Consider the following 21,450-nt stretch of genomic DNA (forward strand, 5'->3'; position numbering starts at 1 on the left):
CGGGGCCATATGCCGACCGGTCGACGCGCGGCACCCGTGCACGGTGTGGGAAAATACGCGCTTTCCGTCAGTTTTCGCGTCATGGATTCCGCATTCGACCGAGCGTATGCAGCACACCGCGCGGGCCGCCTCGCCGAGGCTGAGCACGGCTATCGCGCCGCGCTCGCCACCAACCCCGCCGACGCAGACGCGCTGCATCTGTTCGGCGTGCTGCGGCACCAGCAGGGCCAGCACGCCGAGGCGGCCGATCTCGTCGGCCGCGCCGTCGCGCTGCGTCCGGACGATGCCGCGCTGCAGCTCAATCTCGGCAACGCGCTGAAAGCGCTCGGCCGGCTCGACGAAGCGATCGACCGCTTTCGCAACGCGCTGACGCTCGCGCCCGAATTTCCGCTCGCGCACTACAACCTCGGCAACGCGTATGCGGCGCTGCAGCGCCACGAGGATGCGATCGACGCATTCGGCCGCGCGCTCCGGCTCACGCCCGACGACGCATCGATCCACAACAATCTCGGCAACGCGCTGAACGCGCTCGGCCGCCACGACGACGCGCTCGCCGCGTTCCGGCGCGCGCTCGAACTGCGGCCCGGGCATGCGGGCGCGCACAACAACCTCGCGATGGCGCTGAACGCGATGGGCCGCGCCGACGACGCGATCGCGCACTTCCAGGCCGCGATCGCCGCGCAGCCGCGCTTCGTCGCCGCACATTTCAATCTCGGCAACACGTTCGATGCGGTCGGCCGGCATGCCGAGGCGGCCGCCGCGTTCGAAGCCGCGCTCGCGCTGCATCCGCCGTTTCCGCTCGCGCTGTTCGGGCTCGCGAACGCACTGTGCGCGCAGGCACGCCACCGCGACGCACTGCCCTACTACGAGCGCGCCGTCGGTCTCGATCCGTCGTTCGGCCTGGCGTGGCTGAACCTCGGCAACGCGCATCACGCGCTCTGCGCGCACGAGATGGCGCTGCGCGCATTCGACCAGGCGTTGCGCGTCGAACCCGATCTCACGCTTGCGCGGCTGCACCGCGCAGTCACGCTGCTGACGCTCGGCGACTTCACGCGCGGGCTGCCCGCGTACGAAGCGCGCCACGAGACGCCGGGCGCGACACCGCTCGGCACGCTGCCGCGCTGGCAGGGCGAGCCGATTGCGTCGCGCACGCTGCTGATCCGCGCGGAACAGGGGTTCGGCGACACGCTGCAGTTCGTCCGCTTCGTGCCGCTTGCCCGCGCACGCTGCGCGCGCGTCGTGCTCGAAGTCCAGCCGGAACTCGTGCCGCTGCTGGCGCCCGCCGCATCGCGCTGGCGCGTGACGCTCGTCGCGCAGGGCGCCGCGAAGCCGCCTGCGGCGGACGTCGCCTGCACGCTGATGAGCCTGCCGTTCCTGCTCGGGCTTCAACCGGCGGACATCGTCGGCGGCTCGCGCTACCTCGACGCGCCCGACGGCGCTCGCCGGCGCTTTCGCGGCTCGCTCGGCGGGCAGTCGAAACGCAAGTTCGGCCTCGCGTGGTCGGGGCGCCGGCAGGCACAGGAAAACCGTTCGATGCCGTTCGACGCGCTCGCGCCGCTGCTCGCGCTGCCGGACATCGACTGGATCGTGCTGCAGCCCGCACTCGACGACGACGAACGTGCGCGCGTCGACGCGCATCCGCGCGTGCATCGCCTCGACGGCCGGCTGAACGACTTCGCCGATACGGCCGCGCTGATCGAGCGGCTCGACGGCGTCGTCACGATCGATACGGCAGTCGCGCACCTCGCGGGCGCGCTCGGCAAGCCGCTGTGGGTCATGTTGCCGTTCGCGCCCGACTGGCGCTGGTTCACCGGCGACGACTGTCCGTGGTATCCGCAGGCCAGGATCGCCCGCCAGCCCGCGCCGGGAGCGTGGCTCGACGTGGCGGCCATGGTCGCCGACAGGCTGCGCGACGCCTGAACGCAGACAAAAAAAGGAGCGCGCTGCGCTCCTTTTTTTGATGCAACGCATGCGGCCGGCGCCGTGCGATGTGCAATGTACGAGCGCCTGTCAGGCCGTCTTGTACTGGTTGCGCGCGTCGGGCGTGCGATACAGCACGAGCGTCGCGATCAGCCCGCAAATCGCGGCCACGCTCAGCCACAGCCCCGGCGCCGCCTTGTTGCCCGTCTGGTGGATCAGCAGCGTCGAGATCGCCGGCGTGAAGCCGCCGATCGTCGTCGCCAGGCTGTACGCGAGCGAGAATCCGGCCGTGCGCACGTCGGCCGGCATCACTTCGGTCAGCGCGACGACCATCGCCCCGTTGTACGACGCGTACAGGAACGACAGCCACAGCTCGACCGCGAGCAGCCGCAGGAACGACGGATCGCCGACGAGCCACAGCACGGCCGGGTAAGCCGACAGCAGCGTCAGCACCGTGAACGCGATCAGCACCGGGCGGCGGCCGATGCGATCGGACAGCGCGCCGGACAGCGGCAACCACACGAGGTTGGAAATGCCGACGCAGACGGTCACGACGAGCGCATCGAGCGACGACAGGTGCAGCACTTCCTTGCCGAACGTCGGCGTGTACGCGGTGATCATGTAGAACGACACCGTCGTCATGATCACCATTCCCATGCCGGCAACCACGATGCCCCAGTTGTCGAGCATCGAGCGCATGATCTCGCCCATCGACGGGCGGTGGCGCTTCGCGAGGAACTCGTCCGTTTCCTTCAGCGAACGACGGATCAGGAACAGGAACGGCACGATCAGGCAGCCGATCAGGAACGGAATGCGCCAGCCCCACGCGGTCATCTCCTCGACCGGCAGCGCGCGGTTCAGCAGCACGCCGACGAACGCGGCGAACACGACGGCCACCTGCTGGCTGCCCGACTGCCACGACGTATAGAACCCCTTGTGGCCCTTCGTCGCGATCTCCGACAGGTAGACCGACACGCCGCCGAGTTCGACGCCCGCCGAGAAACCCTGCAGCAGCCGGCCAAGCAGCACGAGCACCGGCGCGAGCAGGCCGATCGTCGCGTAGCCGGGTATCGAGGCCACTGTGAGCGTGCCGAGCGCCATCAGCCCGAGCGTCAGGATCAGCCCCTTGCGGCGGCCGTGATGGTCGATGTACGCGCCGAGCACGATCGCACCGACCGGCCGCATCAGGAAGCCCGCGCCGAACACCGACAGCGACAACATCAGCGACGCGAATGCGTTGCCGCTCGGGAAGTAGGTTTTCGCGATGGCCGACGCGTAATACCCGTAGACCATGAAGTCGTACATTTCCAGGAAGTTGCCGCTGACGACCCGGAATACGGTGCGGAATTTCGATTCCTGCGCGATGGCGTGTGACGCTGTGGACATGTTTTTCTCGCTCAGATCGGAAGGCGCGAATCCGCGCCGCATGGATCAGACGACGCCCGCGGCGCCGGGCCGGCACCCACGGGCATCGCCGGCCGCCGGCGGCGCGCCACGCGACGACGCGCGCACCGGCATGGTCCGCGAATGATGCCACGCCAAGCCGATATTTGCGTTGTGTCGCCCCTGCCGCCGCCGTCGCAACCTTCGACTCGCGAAAATCAGATTGATCTGATCGACCGGCTCTCGCCGGCCGACCACAATGTCACGATTTGCGACGAGATTTCCGCGCTGCGGCCGGCACGGTTGCCTGTGTCGCACGGCGCACCGCCCTCATGACTCCATCGCCCCTCGTCCCCGTCGAAGGCGCGCTCGCCCGCCCTCGCGTCGCCCCGCTCGATCACGTACCGCCGTTCGGTCGCGAATGGACCTTTCGCGGCGCGCCCGGTGCACGGCCCGGCAAGCACTGCCTCGCCACACTGACGACATCCTGCATCGACGTCGACCGGCCGCACCGCGCGTGTCGCTGGCAGCCATGGCCCACGGCGTCAGCGCCACAATCGGCAGGGCTGCCGGTCGCGCCGGCTGCCGTTGCCGGCACGATCTCCCGACGTACCGTCCAAGGCGCTCGCGACCGACGTGCGATGTACGCAATCTGCTGGAGCATCGGCGCGTTCGGCATCATCGGCTGGCTGATCGCCGCGCACGAACCGCCCACGGGCTTCGAGTCTTCGCATACGATCCAGATGGGCGGCATTGCGCCGGATCACGCCACGTCATCGACCGGTACCGTGCGGGTTGCCGCGGTTCAGTCCGGTACGTCGACACACCCTGCATCGCAGCGCACGGTGGCAACACCTGTCGCGAAAACTGCAGAATCTCCACCGGCCACGCACCACGCCGCGCCTCGTCCGGCGTCGCTTCGCCCGAAGGCAACGTCCGACGTGCAGCGCACCGCCACTGCATTGCCACGTCGAACAAGCATCACGCGCACGACGACAGCACCGCCCCGGTCACCGACCGTGCGGCGGCTGGCTGCACGTCCGCCAGCCCTGAGCGATACAGCCAACGCCCACACACGCGATCGGCTCGCCTCGCCGCCGCACGCACCGGACGCACGCGATGCGCGCGACACGCTCGACGATCCGCTCACGCTGATCGCAATGGCAAACGCGCTGCGCGGCGCGCAGCCTGCCCGTCCGGCGCCTGCGCCGGCCACCGGCTTCGACTGGACGTCGCAACTGTCCCACCGCCGCTTGACCGACGCACCGGACGCGTTCGCGCGCTGACGGTCGCCCAATAAAAAACCCGGCGAAGATCGCTTCGCCGGGTTTCGCTCGTCTCTCTCGCCGTCCGTCTGACGAATCGTTACTTGTGCGAGGGCAGCCCCGTCTCGGTCTGCTTCTCGAGTTGCCGCACCTGCTCCTGCAGATCGCGCAACTGCATCTGCGCGGCCCGCTTCTCGACCTGCAGCGCCTGCGCCTGCTCCTGTGCCGACTTCTGCCGCTGCGCGACTTCGGCCTGCTGGCTGCGCGCGACGCTCAGATCGGCCTGCAACTGCTGCGCACGATTCGCCTGCAGCGCGATCACGCGTTCGAGAAACGTCTTCTGCGCCTGCAGCTCGGTACGGCGGATCTCGATATCCGCGAGCTGCACGGTCTGCTGGACGAAATTCGCATACACCATCTCCGCGCGGTTCTTCTCCTGCGACCGGATCACGCGCCACAGATGCTTGTCCTGGAACAGCGCGACGTAATACGTCATCTCGCGCGGATCGAACATCAGGCTCGCGCCATAGCTGCCGTTGTATGTCGTGCGCATCTCGACGATCCGGCCGTCGTGCAGCATCTGCGTCAATTCGGCGACGTTGCCTTGCGTGCTTGCGTCCGATTCGGATGCCGCCGGCACCGTATCGCCGCTCAGGCTCGTGACCGCAGGACGCGTACCGGCGACCGGCGCGGTCGCGTCGGCGGACCAGGCCGCGCCCGCTTGCGTGCAGGCGGCCAGTGCAACGATCCACGTTGCGCATCGTGCAGGGAAAAAGTTTCGGAAAACCAACGTCAGACTCCGGCGAACGAATCGGAACTCGCGATTATCGTTCAAAACGAAACGGCCGCATCTCGAATTTATCGGGATGCGGCCGGGCCTTCGTGCGACACGAAAAATGCGGCTTGCTACAGGCGGGTTTCGCGCGCCGCGCGCAGGAACGCATCGAGCAGCGGCGTGCAGTCGAGCAGCTCCGAACCGCCCGCACGATGGAACTCGGGGTGCCATTGCACGCCGACGACGAACGGCGAACGCCGATGGCGGATGCCCTCGATGATCCCATCGCCGGCCGACACCGCCTCGATGTTCAGATCGCGGCCGAGATCGCGGATCGCCTGGTGGTGGATCGAGTTGACGATCGCTTCGCTGCGCCCGGGGAACATGCTCGCGAGCGTCGACGAGTCGGGGAAGCGGATGGCGTGGCGATGCTGGTCGTAATGCTCGCTTACGTGCGCATTCGCGGTCGGGACATCGGTGGCGATGTCCTGGTACAGCGAACCGCCGAACGCGACGTTGATCAGCTGGCAGCCGCGACAGACGCCGAGCACGGGTTTGCCGGATTCGACGAACTCGTGCAGCAGCTCGAGTTCGTACATGTCGCGCACGCGGTCGCCCGGCCATTCGGGGCGGGCGTCCGACGCCGCGTAGGTTTGCGGCGACACGTCGGCGCCGCCTTGCAGCAGCAGGCCGTCGAGATGCTTCGCGTAGTCGCGCAGGCGGATGTTGCTCGGGTGAATCATGCCCTGGTGGCCGACGGTCGGAATCATGAACACGAGCACGTCGCGCGACATCACCCAGTGTGCGATCGATTCCTCCAGATACTGCAGCGTCTTGCCCCGCAGCCCCTTCGCGCCCGGTTCCGGATGGAAGATCCGCGCCGACACGCCGATGCGCAGCGTGCGCTGCGTGATGCGCTGGCCGGCGCGGTCGAACAGCCGGCGCGCGCGCGCCGCGATGATCCGGCCGAACACCGACCACGGCGTGTCACTCTGCTTCAGGTAGGCCGGCGGCGCATTCTGCGCGCTCGCGGGCGGCGGCCGCGGCGTATCGAAATCGGGCGGCGCGCCGAACCCGGGCGGCGGCGAGCCGGGCTTCGGCGGCGCGGCGACACCATCGGCCGCGGCACCCGCCGCGCCCGGCTCGGATGCGGCCGTGACGGGCGACGCGCCGTCCACGGCGACGTTTTGCGCGGTGGCCTGCGCTGCCGGCGCATCGGGCGTTTTCGCCGGATCGGGACGGGGAGAATCGGAAGAAGCGGAAGAGGTGCCGGGCAGACCGGCCGGGGAAAGCGTGTTTTCGCTCATGACGATGGTCTGGTACGTCGCTCACGCGTATGGATAAACGAGGATTCATTATGCTTCAGTGCACGATCGCGCGGTAAACCTGCAACATCCTGTCGACATTGTTGCAAGTCGGTGGCAAGCCGCCGGGGGCGCCCCCGTTCGCGTGCCGGCGACGTCACCCCGTGCCGCGTGCACTGGACACCAGTGATATATCACAATAATATCCACGGATTGTCCACGCTTCCCGATCGCCCGCGCCATGATCGCGCCCCGTCCGGCCGCCGCGCCGCATCCCGCATGAATGCCCTGCCCGACGTCCCCCGCGACCGGCCCGTCGCGTCGGCGATCAGTCTCGCCGACCGCGCCTACGCGCTGATCCAGCGCGACATCATCACGATGCGCCTGAAGCCGGGCGCCGCGCTCAACGAGGCCGATCTCGTCGCGCGCACGGGGATCGGCCGCACGCCGGTGCACCAGGCCGTGCACCGGCTCGTGCTCGAAGGGCTGCTGTCCGTGATGCCGCGCAAGGGGTTGATGGTGCAGCCGCTGTCGCTCGACGACATCGTCGCGGTAATCGACGTGCGGCACATCAACGAAGCGCACTGCGCCGAACTCGCCGCGCGCCACGCGACGCCCGACGATCTCGCGCGTATGGCCGCGCTGCTCGACGACGGGCAGGCCTGCGTCGCCACGCACGACGTCGAAGGCATGATGGAACTCGACCGCGCGTTTCATCAGGCGATCGCCGCGGCCGCGCGCAATGCGGTCCTCGCCGAGATCCTGCGCGCGCTGCACGAGCGCTCGCTGCGCTTCTGGTTCGTCACGCTGTCCGAACCTCACCATCTCGCCGACGTCCAGCACGAGCATCGCGAACTGTTCGAACGGCTGTCCGCGCGCGACGCCGCCGGCGCGCGTGCAGCCGTCGAACGCCATATCGATTCGTTTCGCTCCACGCTTCTTCAACATCTTCGCCCCTGAGCCGCCCATGACCACGTTCACGCCCTTCCCCCCGCTCGCCCAGCTCGCCGCCGACCTCGCCGCCGGCCGGACCACGAGCCGCGCGCTCGTCGACGCCGCGCTCGACCGGATCGCCGATCCGTCGGGCCAGGGCGCCGTCGTCTTCACCGAAGTCGATGCCGACAACGCGCGCGCGGCCGCCGACGCGCACGACCAGCTGCGCGCCGCCGGCACCGTGCTGTCGCCGCTCGCGGGTATTCCCGTGTCGGTGAAGGACCTGTTCGACGTCGCGGGCCAGGTGACGCGCGCAGGCTCGCGCGTGCTCGACGGCGCGCCGGCCGCGCGCACCGATGCAGTCGCCGTCGCGCGGCTCAAGCGCGCGGGCGCCGTGCTGGTCGGCCGCACCAACATGAGCGAATTCGCGTTCTCCGGGCTCGGGCTGAATCCGCACTTCGGCAATCCGCGCTCGCCGTACCACCGCGACGTGCCGGGCGATGCGCGGATTTCCGGCGGCTCGTCGTCGGGCGCGGCCGCGTCCGTCGCCGACGGGATGGCCGCCGTCGCGCTCGGCACCGACACGGGCGGCTCGATCCGCATTCCGGCCGCCCTGTGCGGGCTGACGGGCTTCAAGCCGACCGCGAGCCGGATCCCGACGCAAGGCGGCGTGCCGCTGTCGACGACGCTCGACTCGTTCGGCCCGATCGGCCTGACAGTCGCCTGCTGCGCGCTCGTCGACCGGATGCTCGCGGGCCTCGAACCGCACGTGCCGGCCGCGCGGCCGCTGGAAGGCGTGCGGCTCGGCGTGCTGACGAACTACGTGACGGACGGCGTCGATGCCGACGTCGCGGCCGCGCTCGACGCCGCGCTCAAGCATCTCGAAGCCGCCGGTGCGATCGTCACGGAAGTGCGCTTCTCCGCGCTCGACCGGCTGCCCGACATCAACCGCTTCGGCTTCTCGCCGATCGAGGCGTACGCATGGCATCGCCCGCTGCTCGCACAGCACCGCGACCAGTACGACCCGCGCGTGCTGACGCGGATCCTGAAGGGCGAGCCCGCGAGCGCGGCCGACTATCTCGACCTGCTCGCCGCGCGCGCCGCGATGCTCGACGAAGCCGCGCACACGGTCTGGTCGCGCTTCGATGCGCTCGTCGCGCCGACGGTGCCGGTCGTGCCGCCGCGCATCGCGGAACTCGAAGCGGACGACGCCGCGTTCACGCGCACCAATGCGCTGATCCTGCGCAACCCGAGCGCGTTCAACTTCCTCGATGCGTGCGCGCTGTCGCTGCCGTGCCATCCGCGCGACGCGGCGCCGGTCGGCCTGATGCTCGCAGCGGCGCCGCATCGCGACGACGCGCTGCTCGCGATCGGCCAGGCGGTCGAAGCCGTGCTGAACACGATCCGCTGACCGCGCCAGCCGATCGACGGCGGGCGATGCGCGCGGTGCGGCAGGGTGCCGCACGCGCGCTGTCAGTTTCGTGCCAGACCGTTCGCGCTAAAATCGCGCGATTGTTTTCCGGACCGACCCACGAGGAACCCCGCCGACATGAACGACTACACGCTTGCGCTACGCCGCGAACGCCGCCTGCTGATGCTGCTCGGATGGGTGTGCATCGCCCTGCTGGCCGGTGCGCTGTACCTGCAGTACGTGAAGAACGAAGATCCGTGCCCGCTGTGCATCATCCAGCGCTACTTCTTCACCGCGATCGGAATCTTCGCGTTCCTGGCCGCCGGGATCCGCAACTGGCGCGGCATCTGGGTGCTCGAGCTGCTGATCGCGATCGCCGCGGCCGGCGGCGTCGGTACCGCCGCGCGGCACCTGTCGATCCAGATGAATCCGGGCTTCAGCTGCGGCTTCGACACGCTGCAGCCGATCGTAGACAGCCTGCCGCCCGCGCAGTGGTTCCCCGGCATGTTCAAGGTCGCCGGGCTGTGCGAGACCGTCTACCCGCCGATCCTCGGCATCCTGCTGCCCGGCTGGGCGCTGATCGGCTTCGCCGCGATCCTGATTGCGGTCGTCGCGAGCCTCTGGCGCCATCGCCGCAAGCTCGCGGCCTGACCGGCCAGCCGCTTTAGCGACGCCCTGCGCGCGCGGCCCGCTCAGTCGGGCCGCGCCGCCGCTCCGTCGCCTTCCGGCCGTGCCGGACGCCTTCGCAAGCCGCACCCGGCCGGCCGCACGTAAACCCCTACCCCGCCGCTACCCGGATTTCCGGGCGAACGCGCGTCGCGCGACTGTCGCACCCGCGCCCCGCCGCGCCTGCGTTTCGGCCCGATGTGCACGCACCGGCGCCCCGATATCGCGCGGCGGGCCTATGATCGACATGATCGCCGCCTGATAGCCCGGATCACCGCCCGACAATGTTCCCGTCGCCTCGCGGTGCTATCTTCGGGACTGGATGGCGATCTACGTGCGCGAGGCCAGGCGGTCTCACCGCCCACTGCGTAACGCGCGCCCGATCCGCAATGTCGACTGGATTCATCATGACAACGCAAACCATCCGCATCCGTCACCCTCATGGCGTCCGCGTGTCCGGCGGCGGCGCCGTTCGCACGCGCGTTCAGCGCGCTGCCGCCGCACTGCATCGGCCGTGCGGCCGGCCTGCCCCGCTCCCGTCCGTCCTCGCTGCCGCCGCGCCCGCCAGCCCGCGCCGCGTGTCGTGCTGCGTCGTCCCGAACGGAGCGTGCTGATGGAAGCCTGGCTCGGCGATCTGCAGCAACTGCTCGCGCACGGCGAAGCGGCCGTGCTCGTGACGGTCGCGCACACCGACGGCTCCGCGCCGCGCGAAGCCGGCACCAAGATGCTCGTCACGCGCGACACGGCCCGCCATACGATCGGCGGCGGTCATCTGGAATGGAAGGCGATCGAGATCGCGCGGCATCTGCTGAAGGATGGCGCGCACGTGCCCCACGCGCGCAGGCTCGAACGGCTCGCGCTCGGCCCGAGCCTCGGCCAGTGCTGCGGCGGCGCGGTCGTGCTCGCGTTCGAGCGGCTCGACGTCGGCGATCTCGGCTGGATCATGTCGCTCGCGAAGCGCGTCGCGGCCGGCGCCGCGACCGTGCGTAGCGTATCATTCGGCCCCTCGCCGGGCGCGCCGCTGTTGAGCGAACCGGAATCGGAAGCCGCGCGCGCCGACTGCCTGCTGTGGGAAACCGGCGGCGTGTCGCTGATGACCGAAACGATCGCGCCGTATGCGTTCCCCGTCGTGCTGTTCGGCGCCGGGCACATCGGCACCGCGCTCGTGAAGGTGCTGGCGACGCTGCCGTGCCAGGTGCGCTGGATCGACGGGCCCGATGCGGTGTTCCCGCCGGCCGACGTGCTCGCCGGCATCGGCAATCTCGCGATCGAGGCGGCCGCCGCCCCGGCAGACGCCGTCGACACGGCACCGCCGCAGTCCTACTTCGTCGTGATGACGCACGACCACGCACTCGATTTCGTGCTGGCCGAGCGCATCCTGCGACGCGGCGACTATGCGTACTTCGGGATGACCGGCTCGCACGCGAAGCGCGTGCAGTTCGATCATCGCCTTGCGGCCATCGGCATCGACCCGGCCCAGGTCGCGCGGATGCGCTGCCCGATCGGTGTCGAAGGCATCATCGACAAGGCACCCGAAGTGATCGCGATCTCGGTGGCCGCGCAGTTGCTGCAGGCCGTCGAGGCGAACGCAAACGCGCAGGCTTCCCCAACATACTGACCGACCAAGAACGACGCCATGACCCCGACATTCAAGGACAAGATCGCCCGCGCACCGAAAGCGGAGCTGCACATCCATATCGAAGGCTCGCTCGAGCCCGAACTGATTTTCGCTCTCGCGCAACGCAACGGCGTGAAGCTCGCGTACGACTCGATCGACGCGCTGCGCGCCGCGTACGCGTTCACCGACCTGCAGTCGTTCCTCGACATCTATTACGCAGGCGCGAGCGTGCTGCTGACCGAGCAGGATTTCTACGACATGACGGCCGCGTACTGCGAACGCGCGCTCGCCGACAACGTCGTCCATACCGAACTGTTCTTCGACCCGCAGACGCACACCGAACGCGGCGTGCCGATCGAGACGGTCGTCGCGGGCATCGAGCGCGCGCTCGCCGATGCCGAGCCGCGCGGGCTGTCGAGCAAGCTGATTCTGTGCTTCCTGCGCCACCTGTCCGAAGAGGACGCGCTCGCGACGTTCGAATCCGCACTGCCGCTGTTCGAGCGCTATCGCCATCGCCTGATCGGCGTGGGCCTCGACTCGTCCGAGCTCGGCCATCCGCCGACGAAGTTCGCGCGCGTGTTCGACAAGGCGCGCTCGCTCGGGCTGAAGCTCGTCGCGCACGCGGGCGAGGAAGGCCCGCCGGCATACATCTACGAAGCGCTCGACGTGCTGAAGGTCGACCGGATCGACCACGGCGTGCGCAGCATCGAGGACGCGGCGCTCGTCGAACGCCTCGCGCGCACGCGCACGGCGCTCACCGTCTGCCCGCTGTCGAACCTGAAGCTGTGCGTGTTCGACGACATGGCGAAGCACACGCTGAAGGCGCTGCTCGACCGCGGCGTCGCGGTAACGATCAACTCCGACGATCCGGCCTATTTCGGCGGCTACGTCAATGAAAACTACTTCGCGACGGCCGAAGGGCTGCGCCTCACCGATGCCGAAGTCCATGCGGTAATCCGCAACGGCTTCGAGGCGTCGTTCGTCGACACTGCGCAGCGCGACGCACTGATCGCGCGCCTCGACGCGTACTGGCAGGCCGCGTGACGGCCCGCATCGAGGTGCGCTAGACAGATGAAACACGGCAACGGCATCCGCTTCGCGACTCCCGGTCCGGCCTTGCGCAGAGCCGAACGCATGAATGCGCCCGGCGCGAACGCGTTCAACGCGTTCGTCGCCCGCGTGGCGGCGGCGCTGTCCGTCGCCGCCGCATCGGTCGCGATCGCCAACGCTGCGAGATTCGCCGGCAATCACGCGATGGCGGCCGCGGCCGCCACGAACGCCTGCGCAATCGCATCCCGCCGCGCCGCACGCAGTATGTCGCGGCGGCTCGCGAAGCGCCGCCCCGCAGCCGCGCGGGCGGTGCCATCCATGCCGTCGCCCGCGCGGCATCGATCGCTTCTTCTGTTCGCCTTACCTTGATGCAGGACCATTCGTCATGACGCAAACCGCTTTTCGTTCCCAACTGCTGACCTTCAACGGCGACCCGGCGCAATCGAGCCAGGCCGCGAACTACGAGACCGACGGCCTCCTGATCGTCGACGACGGCAAGGTCGTCGCGGCCGGTCCGTATGCGCGGCTCGCCGCGACGCTCGCGCGCGACGCGATCGTCCATGACCTGCGCGACAAGCTGATCGTTCCCGGCTTCATCGACACGCACATCCACTATCCGCAGACGGACATGATCGCGTCGCCGGCGCCCGGCCTGCTGCCGTGGCTCGACAAGTACACGTTCCCGACCGAGCGCCAGTTCGGCGATCCCGAGCATGCGCGCGAAGTCGCCGACTTCTTCGTCGACGAACTGCTCGCCTGCGGCACGACGAGCGCGCTCGTCTACTGCACGGTGCACAAGCAGTCGGCCGACGCGCTGTTCGCGGCGAGCGACGCGCGCGACCTGCGGATGATCGCGGGCAAGGTGCTGATGGACCGCAACTGCCCCGAATTCCTGCGCGACACCGCGCAATCGGGTTACGACGACAGCGCCGAGCTGATCGGCCGCTGGCACGGCAAGGGCCGCCAGATGTACGCGATCACGCCGCGCTTCGCGCCGACGTCGACCGAGGCGCAGCTCGAAGCGTGCGGCGAACTCGCGCGCCGCCATCCGGACGTGTTCGTGCAGAGCCACGTCGCGGAAAACGTCGACGAGGTGAAATGGGTGGCCGAGCTGTTCCCCGGCCATCGCAGCTATCTCGACATCTACGACCGCTACGGGCTGCTGCGTCCGCGCGCGGTGTACGGTCACTGCATCCACCTCGACGACGAGGACCGGCGCCGGATGGCCGAGACGCGCACCGTCGTCGCGCACTGCCCGACGTCGAACTTCTTCCTCGGCAGCGGGCTGTTCGATTTCGACAAGGCCGGCGAATACGACGTGCCCGTCACGCTCGCCACCGACGTCGGCGGCGGCACGTCGTTCTCGATGCTGCAGACGATGAACGAAGCGCACAAGGTCGCGCGGCTGTCGGGCCACCACCTGACCGCGACACGGATGTTCTGGCTCGCGACGGCCGGCGCCGCGCAGGCGCTCGATCTCGCCGACACGGTCGGCACGCTCGCGCCGCGCACCGAGGCCGACTTCGTCGTGCTCGATCCGCAGGCCACGCCGCTGCTCGCGCGCCGCACGAAGCGCGCGGATTCGCTCGAGGAGCTGCTGTTCGCGTTCGCGCTGCTCGGCGACGACCGCGCGGTGTACCGCACTTATGCGGCCGGCAAACTCGTCCACGAACGCGGCGCGGCCTGCCGCGCGGCCGCGGCGTAACGGCCCGCCGGACTCCCGTCCCGGCATGCGCGGCGCATCCGCCGTCGCGCATGCCGGACAATCGAAGGTTGCCACGCGCCGACCGCGCCCCGACGCCCTTCGTTGCCCCACCCGACGGCTTTCCCGCCCGCGACACGTCGTGCTAGAATTCGCCGCTCATTGGGGAGTAGCCGCTCCGCTCGATGCCTCGCGCCCCCGGCGCGCATCGTGACGGAGGCGTCCGTCAACAGACTTGGCCGTTCGGCCATGGCGGACGCAGCCACCTAGGCCTGGCGAGACCGATGGTTCACAGTGCGCCGCATCAGGGCCCGGCGCGCCGTGGATCGTCGCTCGCACGCACAACATCGGCCCGCGGAACCCCATACGTGTCCCAAGCCTTCCTGATTTCCACCGGCGCCGTCGCCCTCGCTGAAATCGGCGACAAGACCCAACTGCTTTCCCTCGTGCTGGCCGCGCGCTATCGCAAGCCGGTACCGATCATCCTCGGCGTGCTCGTCGCGACGCTCGTGAACCACGGTTTCGCCGGCGCGCTCGGCGAATGGCTCGGCGCACTCGTCACGCCGTCGATCATGCGCTGGGCGCTCGCGTTCTCGTTCATCGCGATGGGGTTGTGGATCCTCGTGCCGGACAAGCTCGATGCCGACGAAGCCAATGCCAACCGTTCGCGGCTCGGCGTGTTCGGCGCAACCCTGGTCGCGTTCTTCCTCGCGGAAATGGGCGACAAGACGCAGATCGCGACCGTCGCGCTGGCCGCGCGTTTCCAGGACTACATCGGTGTCGTGGCCGGCACGACGTTCGGGATGATGCTCGCGAACGTGCCGGCGATCCTGCTCGGCGACCGCTTCGCGCACCGTCTGCCGACGAAGCTCGTGCACGGGATCGCTGCCGTGCTGTTCGTCGTGCTCGGCGCGCTCGCGCTGCTGGGCGTCGGGGTCTGACGCACGGAGGTGGCCGGCGCGGCCGGGCGGCCACGCCGTTGCTGACCCAGCGTTACTTCGCGACCGCCGCGGCCGAAGCCGGCGCAGCCGGCACTGCACGCTCGTTGGTGGCCGGCGCCGCCGGCCCGCCGCGCTTGTCGACCGGCAGCCGGACCGAGCGGACCGCGCCGTTCGACAGCGGGAAATCGGCAAGCGCGCTGCGCGCAAGGAACGGCATCGCGAACAGCAGCGTGCCGTTGTCGCCGGTCGTGCGCGCGGACACGTTGTAGACCTCCTTGCCCGTCGCGCGCTCGGTGATGCGGATGCCGAGCATATAGTCGAACACCTGGTACGTCTGCGCGACGTAGCCGGCCGGCATCGGCCCCCAGGGCCCCCACGGGCCCCACGGCCCGCGCCGCCAGTACGGCCCCGGCCCGACGAACCAGGGATCGTAGTAGACGGGTTGCGGCACCGTCACGAGATCGCTGCCGACTGCATAGGTCAGCCCGACGAGATACCGCGCCTGCGCCTGCGGCACCTGCCGGAACGCATACGCGGACAGCTCGCTCGCGACGATCGGCTCGTAGGTCGATTGCTCGATGCTGTTCTTCTGCGCCTCGGTGCGCGTAAACGCATAGGTGCGTGTCGCATCGCTGCCGCTCCAGTCGGAGAAAGCCGTGACCTGGGTCGTCACATAGCTGGTGCAGCCCGTCAGCAGCGCCACGCACAGCGCCACCGCCCAGCCCGCACCGCGAGAAATCCATTCGCGTTTCATGTTGATCCTCGTCGATCCGTCACCCGTTCGTCGCACCGCGCGAACCGGACGGGATGCCGATAATACGCGGACTGCCGGACCCGGTAAAAAGTTCGCGCGGCACGCAGCCGCAAGCCTTTGTACAATGGCCCGGTTCGCCCGGCCCGTGCCGCGGGCCCGTCCCCCACTCCACCGATCTCGACGACCATGTCCGACAACGCCTCCTCCACCGTGATCCGCCGCGCCGACTACACGCCGCCGGCCTTCCTCATCGATTCCGTCGCGCTCGAATTCGATCTCGCGCCGGCCCGCACGATCGTCAGGAATACGATGCGCGTGCGCCGCAATCCGGACGCCGCGCCCGCGCCGCACCTGGAGTTGATGGGCGAAGCGCTCGAATTCCTCGGCGCACGGCTGGATGGTGCGCCGCACGGCGCCGTGCGCGCGCACGAGCACGGGCTGACCGTCGAGAACGTCCCCGAGGCTTTCGAGCTGACGCTCGAAAGCGCATGCGCGCCCGACCAGAATACGACGTTGTCGGGCCTGTACGTGTCGAGCGGCAACTTCTTCACGCAATGCGAAGCCGAAGGCTTCCGCCGCATCACCTACTTCCTCGACCGCCCCGACGTGATGGCGTCGTACACGGTCACGCTGCGCGCCGACAAGGCCGCGTACCCGGTGCTGCTGTCGAACGGCAACCTCGTCGATTCGGGCGACCTGCCCAACGGCCGCCACTTCGCGAAATGGGAAGACCCGTTCCGCAAGCCCAGCTACCTGTTCGCGCTCGTCGCGGGCAAGCTCGTCGCGATCGAGGAAAAGATCACGACCGGCTCGGGCAAGGAGAAACTGCTGCAGGTGTGGGTCGAGCCGGCCGATCTCGACAAGACGCGTCACGCAATGGATTCGCTGATCCACTCGATCCGCTGGGACGAAAAGCGCTTCGGCCTCGAGCTCGATCTCGACCGCTTCATGATCGTCGCGGTCGGCGACTTCAACATGGGCGCGATGGAAAACAAGGGGCTCAACATCTTCAACACGAAGTACGTGCTGGCGAACCCAGAGACCGCGACCGACACCGACTTCGCGAACATCGAATCGGTGGTCGGCCACGAGTACTTCCACAACTGGACGGGCAACCGCGTGACCTGCCGCGACTGGTTCCAGTTGAGCCTGAAGGAAGGCCTGACGGTGTTCCGCGACCAGGAATTCTCGGCCGACATGGCCGCGGGCGACGACGTCGAATCGGCGGCCCGCGCGGTCAAGCGCATCGAGGACGTGCGCGTGCTGCGCCAGTTGCAGTTCGCCGAGGACGCGGGCCCGATGGCGCATCCGGTGCGCCCGGAGAGCTACGTCGAGATCAACAACTTCTACACGATGACCGTCTACGAGAAAGGCTCGGAAGTCGTGCGGATGTACCAGACGCTGTTCGGCCGCGACGGCTTCCGCAAGGGGATGGACCTTTACTTCAAGCGCCACGACGGCCATGCAGTGACCTGCGACGACTTCCGTCACGCGATGGCCGACGCGAACGGGCGCGACCTCGCGCAGTTCGAGCGCTGGTACAGCCAGGCCGGCACGCCGCGCGTGTCGGTGCGCACCGCGTACGATGCGACCGCGCGCCGCTATACGGTCACGCTCGCGCAGGGCTACGGCGACGCGTCGCCGGCCGCGCGCGAAACGCAGCAGGGGCCGCTCCTGATTCCGTTCGCGATCGGCCTGATCGGCCGCGACGGGCGCGACCTGCCGCTGCGCCTCGACGGCGAAGCCGCCGCATCGGGCACGACGCGCGTGCTCGACTTCACCGGCACCGAGCAGACCTTCACGTTCGTCGATGTGCCCGAAGCACCGCTGCCGTCGCTGCTGCGCAATTTCTCGTCGCCGGTGATCGTCGAGTACGACTACAGCGACGACGACCTTGCCTTCCTGCTCGCGCACGACAGCGATCCGTTCAACCGCTGGGAAGCCGGCCAGCGCCTCGCGACGCGCGCGCTGCTGACGCTCGCCGCACGTGCCGCCGCGAACGAGCCGCTCACGCTCGGCGAGAACTTCGTCGCCGCGTTCCGCCGCGTGCTGACCGATGAGACGCTGTCACCGGCGTTCCGCGAACTCGCGCTGACGCTGCCGTCGGAAACCTATCTCGCCGACCAGATGGCCGAGGCCGATCCGGCCGCCGTGCATCGCGCGCGCCTGTTCGTGCGCCGCCAGCTCGCGACCGCGCTGCGCGCCGACTGGCTCGCCGCGTACCAGCAGCACCAGACGCCCGGCGCATACGAGCCGACGCCGGAGGCCTCCGGCCGCCGCGCGCTGAAGAACCTCGCGCTCGCGTATCTGGCCGAGCTCGACGACCCGGCCGACGCCGTGCGCCTTGCGACCGCACAGTACGACGCGGCAAACAACATGACCGATCGCGCGGCTGCGCTCGGCGCGCTGCTGTCCGCCGCGGCAGCCGGCGCGAACGAGCCGGCCGAGCGTGCGCTCGACGACTTCTACCGTCGCTTCGAGAAGGAAGCGCTCGTGATCGACAAGTGGTTCGCGATGCAGGCGGCGCAACGCGGCACGCCCGCGCAGCCGACGCTCGCGAAGGTTCGCAAGCTGCTCGCGCACCCCGCGTTCAACCTGAAGAATCCGAACCGCGCGCGCTCGCTGATCTTCAGCTTCTGCGCGGCCAACCCCGCGCAGTTCCATGCGGCGGACGGCTCGGGTTACGCGTTCTGGGCCGAACAGGTGCTCGCGCTCGACGCGATCAACCCGCAGGTTGCGGCGCGCCTCGCGCGCTCGCTCGAACTGTGGCGCCGCTTCACGCCCGCGCTGCGCGACCGGATGCGCTCGGCGCTCGAGCAGGTTGCCGCCGGTGCGAAATCGCGCGACGTGCGCGAGATCGTCGAGAAAGCGCTCGCCTGACGCAAGCGACCGCATCGCGCTCGCGCGATAAAGCCGGTACCGCCTGATGCGGCGCCGGCTTTTTTATTTTGCGCGAGTACGACTGGAACCGGGCGGAATCGCGGGGTCTGATCGAGCAATCTGCAGCCGCTGCGATGCGCACTCCGCCCGCCGCCAATGCCGGGAACCGGGCCGATCCGGCCGCCCGGCCTTGTAACCGGACGAAAAAAGCCGGCGGCACGCGAGGCGCGACGGGTAAAATTGCGGCAATTCAAGGATTCTTTGGCCTTTCGGAGTCTGTCATGTCCATTGCCCGCCGCACCACGCTGTCGAAGTTCCTGATCGAACAGCAACGTGAGACCAACAACCTCCCCGCCGACCTGCGCCTGCTGATCGAAGTCGTCGCCCGCGCGTGCAAGGCGATCAGCTACAACGTGTCGAAGGGCGCGCTCGGCGAAGCGCTCGGTACCGCCGGCAGCGAGAATGTCCAGGGCGAAGTGCAGAAGAAGCTCGACATCCTGTCGAACGAGATCCTGCTCGACGCGAACGAATGGGGCGGCAATCTCGCCGCGATGGCGTCGGAAGAAATGGAAACGTTCTTCCCGATCCCCGCGAACTACCCGCGCGGCGAATACCTGCTCGTGTTCGATCCGCTCGACGGTTCGTCGAACATCGACGTGAACGTGTCGATCGGCACGATCTTCTCGGTGCTGCGCTGCCCGGACGGCAAGCAGGCCACCGAGGAATCGTTCCTGCAGCCCGGCACCGAGCAGGTCGCGGCCGGCTACGCCGTCTACGGCCCGCAATCGGTATTCGTGCTGACGACCGGCAACGGCGTGAACTGCTTCACGCTCGACCGCGAAGTCGGCTCGTGGGTGCTCACGCAGAGCAACATGCAGATCCCGGCCGACACGCGCGAATACGCGATCAACGCATCGAACGCGCGCCACTGGTACGACCCGGTCAAGCGCTATGTCGACGAGCTGAACGCCGGCAAGGACGGCCCGCGCGGCGACAACTTCAACATGCGCTGGATCGCATCGATGGTCGCCGACGTGCACCGGATCCTGAACCGCGGCGGCATCTTCATGTACCCGGCCGACAAGCGCACGCCCGATCGCCCGGGCAAGCTGCGCCTGATGTACGAAGCGAACCCGATGTCGTTCATCGTCGAACAGGCGGGCGGCGCCGCGACGACCGGCACGCAGCGCATCATGGAAGTGCAGCCGACGGGCCTGCACCAGCGCGTGCCCGTGTTCCTCGGTTCGAAGAACGAAGTCGAGCGCGTCACCGGCTATCACGACGAAGCAGAATAATTTGCACTGCAGCACTGGACGGAGGTGCGAGACGCAAGTACAATCGCGCCTCGCGATGTGGCCCTGACCGGTCGCATCGCAGTGAAGTGAAAGCGGGAAGTCCGCCGGATCGATGGTTTCGCGAAGCAGCAGCAGTAGCAAGCTGAAAAAAATTCGCAAAACCTATTGCCAAGATCTCGGATTTGACCATATAATTTCATTTCTCTGCTGCCGGTGTAGCTCAGTTGGTAGAGCAGCGCATTCGTAATGCGAAGGTCGTAGGTTCGACTCCTATCTCCGGCACCAAGACATAAAGGCCTGACAAGCATCGCTTGTCAGGCCTTTTCTCTTTTCCGGCGCCGAAATCGCGCGCGCCTTCTTCTCGCGCCACGTCCGCTTGCGCGGCATCTCCCGCGCGCTCCGGCGATTGCAATCGCCGGACCCCTCTGCCCTCTCCCGCAACACGGCAACCACACTCCGCGCGCCAACCTGACCGATCTCGTCGCACCGCGCTTCACCGCGTTCTGCTTCATGCTCGATGGCGTGTCCGATCCGGGCACTGGCCGATCTCGAACGACGCCTGCACGATGCGCGGATACCGTTCGCACTCGTCGCGCTCGCACGGCATGCGGCGCCGCGGCACCCGGCCTGTGTCGGCCATGACGACGGCCGGCTGTTCGACATGTACGGTGCGCGCGACGGCACCGTCTACCTGGGGCGTCCGGCCGAACATGTATGCGGCCGCTGGCAAGACGCTCGCACCGACGACGTGGCCGCCGCGCTCGAACGCGCGCTCCGTCTGCACGCATCGACCGATCTTTAGGAGACCGCATGATGACCGATGCCGAACCCTTCCGCACGACGCCCCGTATCGGCAAAGCCGACGCATCGCTCTTTCCCGCCCGTTGAGCACTGCTGCCGATCGAGGAGATCGGCGATACCGCGACCGTCGCGCGGCTGATCGCCGTAGCAGGCGACAGACTACCCGATGCGGGTATGCAAGCATCGACGCACGAAGGGCACGATTCCTGACCGACGGACTTTATCGACGACCATTTCTTACGGATTCATTGCACCATCCATCATCCGCGCGCGAGCCACGCCGTAGGCAGACGAATTCCCTGGAAAATCCGCTTGAGGGTGCATAACATTACTTAACGATTCTGACCCGCCTATCGCGTTACATTGCGCGGGCGGCGCGGCGGTCGCAACGCCGCCATCACCCAGCTCGCGGCGCGACGGCCGAAGTCCGGTCATTTCGACTCAACACAAGGAGAGGACCACCATGACTCATGGCTTGATTATGTGGCTCATCATCGGCGCGATCGCCGGCTGGCTTGCCGGCGTGCTCGTCAAGGGCGGCGGCTTCGGGCTGATCGTCGACATCATCGTCGGGATCGTCGGCGCGGTGATCGGCGGCTGGCTCGCCGGACTCCTCGGCATCAGCATCGGCAGCGGCTTCATCGGCTCGGTGATCGTCGCGGTCATCGGCGCGGTGATCCTGCTGTTCGTGATCCGGCTATTCAAGCGAGCGACCTGACGCCTCTCTCCACGCGCCTTCGGGCGCGTTTTCG

The 21,450-nt window shown here is 68.4% G+C and carries 18 protein-coding genes, 1 tRNA gene, 1 pseudogene and 1 riboswitch; of the genes and pseudogenes, 16 read left to right on the top strand and 4 right to left on the bottom strand.

The genetic code is table 11. The features are described from left to right. Positions 1–9 precede the first annotated feature (9 nt). Positions 10–1,920, top strand: coding sequence for a tetratricopeptide repeat protein (locus tag DM992_RS16475; RefSeq protein ID WP_111017587.1), 1,911 nt, complete (start codon positions 10–12; stop codon positions 1,918–1,920). Positions 1,921–2,010: 90 nt separating this feature from the next. On the opposite strand, the gene DM992_RS16480 is transcribed toward DM992_RS16475, so the two are convergent. After that, the gene (locus tag DM992_RS16480; protein WP_111017588.1) at positions 2,011–3,306 is read right to left on the bottom strand and encodes an MFS transporter; all 1,296 of its coding nucleotides are present in this window, start codon (positions 3,304–3,306) and stop codon (positions 2,011–2,013) included. Between the two features lie 329 nt (positions 3,307–3,635). Here DM992_RS16480 and DM992_RS16485 point away from each other — a divergent pair, with 329 nt between their 5' ends. Beyond that, positions 3,636–4,589: a hypothetical protein gene (locus DM992_RS16485; RefSeq protein WP_204356092.1), complete on the top strand. Its 954-nt coding sequence runs from the start codon at positions 3,636–3,638 to the stop codon at positions 4,587–4,589. A gap of 79 nt (positions 4,590–4,668) precedes the next feature. Here the strand turns inward: DM992_RS16485 and DM992_RS16490 are convergent, their stop codons facing one another. Then, positions 4,669–5,358, bottom strand: coding sequence for a DUF2968 domain-containing protein (locus DM992_RS16490; RefSeq protein ID WP_111017590.1), 690 nt, complete (start codon positions 5,356–5,358; stop codon positions 4,669–4,671). Positions 5,359–5,474: 116 nt separating this feature from the next. Next, complete coding sequence (locus DM992_RS16495; protein ID WP_111017591.1) at positions 5,475–6,650, bottom strand: type 1 glutamine amidotransferase; 1,176 nt, start codon at positions 6,648–6,650, stop codon at positions 5,475–5,477. Positions 6,651–6,926: 276 nt separating this feature from the next. On the opposite strand from DM992_RS16495, the gene DM992_RS16505 reads away from it, so the two are divergent. The 8 genes from DM992_RS16505 (at position 6,927) to DM992_RS16545 (ending at position 14,968) form a co-directional block, all read left to right on the top strand. After that, positions 6,927–7,607, top strand: coding sequence for a GntR family transcriptional regulator (locus DM992_RS16505; RefSeq protein WP_111017592.1), 681 nt, complete (start codon positions 6,927–6,929; stop codon positions 7,605–7,607). A gap of 7 nt (positions 7,608–7,614) precedes the next feature. After that, positions 7,615–8,991 (top strand): amidase, encoded by a 1,377-nt coding sequence (locus DM992_RS16510; RefSeq protein ID WP_111017593.1) that lies wholly within the window; start codon positions 7,615–7,617, stop codon positions 8,989–8,991. 138 nt (positions 8,992–9,129) lie between these two features. Next, positions 9,130–9,642 carry a disulfide bond formation protein B gene (locus DM992_RS16515; protein ID WP_111017594.1) on the top strand — a complete coding sequence of 171 codons (513 nt, stop codon included), beginning with the start codon at positions 9,130–9,132 and terminating at the stop codon, positions 9,640–9,642. A gap of 628 nt (positions 9,643–10,270) precedes the next feature. Next, positions 10,271–11,275 (top strand): xanthine dehydrogenase accessory protein XdhC, encoded by a 1,005-nt coding sequence (gene xdhC, locus DM992_RS16520; protein ID WP_111017595.1) that lies wholly within the window; start codon positions 10,271–10,273, stop codon positions 11,273–11,275. Positions 11,276–11,293: 18 nt separating this feature from the next. Continuing rightward, positions 11,294–12,319, top strand: a complete 1,026-nt coding sequence (locus tag DM992_RS16525; protein WP_111017596.1) for an adenosine deaminase — start codon at positions 11,294–11,296, stop codon at positions 12,317–12,319. A 27-nt stretch (positions 12,320–12,346) separates the two neighbouring features. After that, complete coding sequence (locus DM992_RS16530; protein WP_239511295.1) at positions 12,347–12,694, top strand: hypothetical protein; 348 nt, start codon at positions 12,347–12,349, stop codon at positions 12,692–12,694. A 16-nt stretch (positions 12,695–12,710) separates the two neighbouring features. Next, positions 12,711–14,030: a guanine deaminase gene (gene guaD, locus DM992_RS16535; protein ID WP_111017597.1), complete on the top strand. Its 1,320-nt coding sequence runs from the start codon at positions 12,711–12,713 to the stop codon at positions 14,028–14,030. Positions 14,031–14,179: 149 nt separating this feature from the next. Continuing rightward, a riboswitch (yybP-ykoY riboswitch) is annotated at positions 14,180–14,317 on the top strand. A gap of 78 nt (positions 14,318–14,395) precedes the next feature. Further along, positions 14,396–14,968: a TMEM165/GDT1 family protein gene (locus tag DM992_RS16545; protein ID WP_021163944.1), complete on the top strand. Its 573-nt coding sequence runs from the start codon at positions 14,396–14,398 to the stop codon at positions 14,966–14,968. Positions 14,969–15,020: 52 nt separating this feature from the next. On the opposite strand, the gene DM992_RS16550 is transcribed toward DM992_RS16545, so the two are convergent. After that, positions 15,021–15,722, bottom strand: coding sequence for a DUF4136 domain-containing protein (locus DM992_RS16550; protein ID WP_111017598.1), 702 nt, complete (start codon positions 15,720–15,722; stop codon positions 15,021–15,023). Between the two features lie 186 nt (positions 15,723–15,908). Here DM992_RS16550 and pepN point away from each other — a divergent pair, with 186 nt between their 5' ends. The 6 genes and pseudogenes from pepN (at position 15,909) to DM992_RS16585 (ending at position 21,416) form a co-directional block, all read left to right on the top strand. Further along, positions 15,909–18,602 (top strand): aminopeptidase N, encoded by a 2,694-nt coding sequence (pepN, locus tag DM992_RS16560; RefSeq protein WP_111017600.1) that lies wholly within the window; start codon positions 15,909–15,911, stop codon positions 18,600–18,602. Between the two features lie 281 nt (positions 18,603–18,883). Continuing rightward, positions 18,884–19,897: a class 1 fructose-bisphosphatase gene (locus DM992_RS16565; protein ID WP_111017601.1), complete on the top strand. Its 1,014-nt coding sequence runs from the start codon at positions 18,884–18,886 to the stop codon at positions 19,895–19,897. Between the two features lie 209 nt (positions 19,898–20,106). After that, positions 20,107–20,182, top strand: a tRNA-Thr gene (locus tag DM992_RS16570). Between the two features lie 232 nt (positions 20,183–20,414). After that, positions 20,415–20,699, top strand: a complete 285-nt coding sequence (locus DM992_RS16575) for a hypothetical protein (protein WP_239511296.1) — start codon at positions 20,415–20,417, stop codon at positions 20,697–20,699. A gap of 8 nt (positions 20,700–20,707) precedes the next feature. Next, positions 20,708–20,908, top strand: a pseudogene (locus DM992_RS42725) (hypothetical protein). A gap of 253 nt (positions 20,909–21,161) precedes the next feature. Next, entirely contained in the window at positions 21,162–21,416 is a 255-nt protein-coding gene (locus DM992_RS16585) for a GlsB/YeaQ/YmgE family stress response membrane protein (RefSeq protein ID WP_111017602.1), read from the top strand. The last annotated feature ends 34 nt before the right edge of the window (positions 21,417–21,450 follow it).

It is taken from the genome of Burkholderia sp. JP2-270 (assembly GCF_003233675.1).
GTDB lineage: Bacteria > Pseudomonadota > Gammaproteobacteria > Burkholderiales > Burkholderiaceae > Burkholderia > Burkholderia pyrrocinia_C.

Excerpts from the sequence above, each read along its gene's own strand:
- DM992_RS16515 (WP_111017594.1), top strand. The coding sequence starts at position 9,130 with ATGAACGACTACACGCTTGCGCTACGCCGCGAACGCCGCCTGCTGATG.
- DM992_RS16575 (WP_239511296.1), top strand. The coding sequence starts at position 20,415 with ATGGCGTGTCCGATCCGGGCACTGGCCGATCTCGAACGACGCCTGCAC.
- DM992_RS16505 (WP_111017592.1), top strand. The coding sequence starts at position 6,927 with ATGAATGCCCTGCCCGACGTCCCCCGCGACCGGCCCGTCGCGTCGGCG.
- DM992_RS16550 (WP_111017598.1), bottom strand. The coding sequence starts at position 15,722 with ATGAAACGCGAATGGATTTCTCGCGGTGCGGGCTGGGCGGTGGCGCTG.
- DM992_RS16585 (WP_111017602.1), top strand. The coding sequence starts at position 21,162 with ATGACTCATGGCTTGATTATGTGGCTCATCATCGGCGCGATCGCCGGC.
- DM992_RS16475 (WP_111017587.1), top strand. The coding sequence starts at position 10 with ATGCCGACCGGTCGACGCGCGGCACCCGTGCACGGTGTGGGAAAATAC.
- DM992_RS16565 (WP_111017601.1), top strand. The coding sequence starts at position 18,884 with ATGTCCATTGCCCGCCGCACCACGCTGTCGAAGTTCCTGATCGAACAG.
- DM992_RS16510 (WP_111017593.1), top strand. The coding sequence starts at position 7,615 with ATGACCACGTTCACGCCCTTCCCCCCGCTCGCCCAGCTCGCCGCCGAC.
- DM992_RS16495 (WP_111017591.1), bottom strand. The coding sequence starts at position 6,650 with ATGAGCGAAAACACGCTTTCCCCGGCCGGTCTGCCCGGCACCTCTTCC.
- DM992_RS16525 (WP_111017596.1), top strand. The coding sequence starts at position 11,294 with ATGACCCCGACATTCAAGGACAAGATCGCCCGCGCACCGAAAGCGGAG.
- guaD (WP_111017597.1), top strand. The coding sequence starts at position 12,711 with ATGACGCAAACCGCTTTTCGTTCCCAACTGCTGACCTTCAACGGCGAC.
- DM992_RS16485 (WP_204356092.1), top strand. The coding sequence starts at position 3,636 with ATGACTCCATCGCCCCTCGTCCCCGTCGAAGGCGCGCTCGCCCGCCCT.
- DM992_RS16480 (WP_111017588.1), bottom strand. The coding sequence starts at position 3,306 with ATGTCCACAGCGTCACACGCCATCGCGCAGGAATCGAAATTCCGCACC.
- xdhC (WP_111017595.1), top strand. The coding sequence starts at position 10,271 with ATGGAAGCCTGGCTCGGCGATCTGCAGCAACTGCTCGCGCACGGCGAA.
- DM992_RS16530 (WP_239511295.1), top strand. The coding sequence starts at position 12,347 with ATGAAACACGGCAACGGCATCCGCTTCGCGACTCCCGGTCCGGCCTTG.
- pepN (WP_111017600.1), top strand. The coding sequence starts at position 15,909 with ATGTCCGACAACGCCTCCTCCACCGTGATCCGCCGCGCCGACTACACG.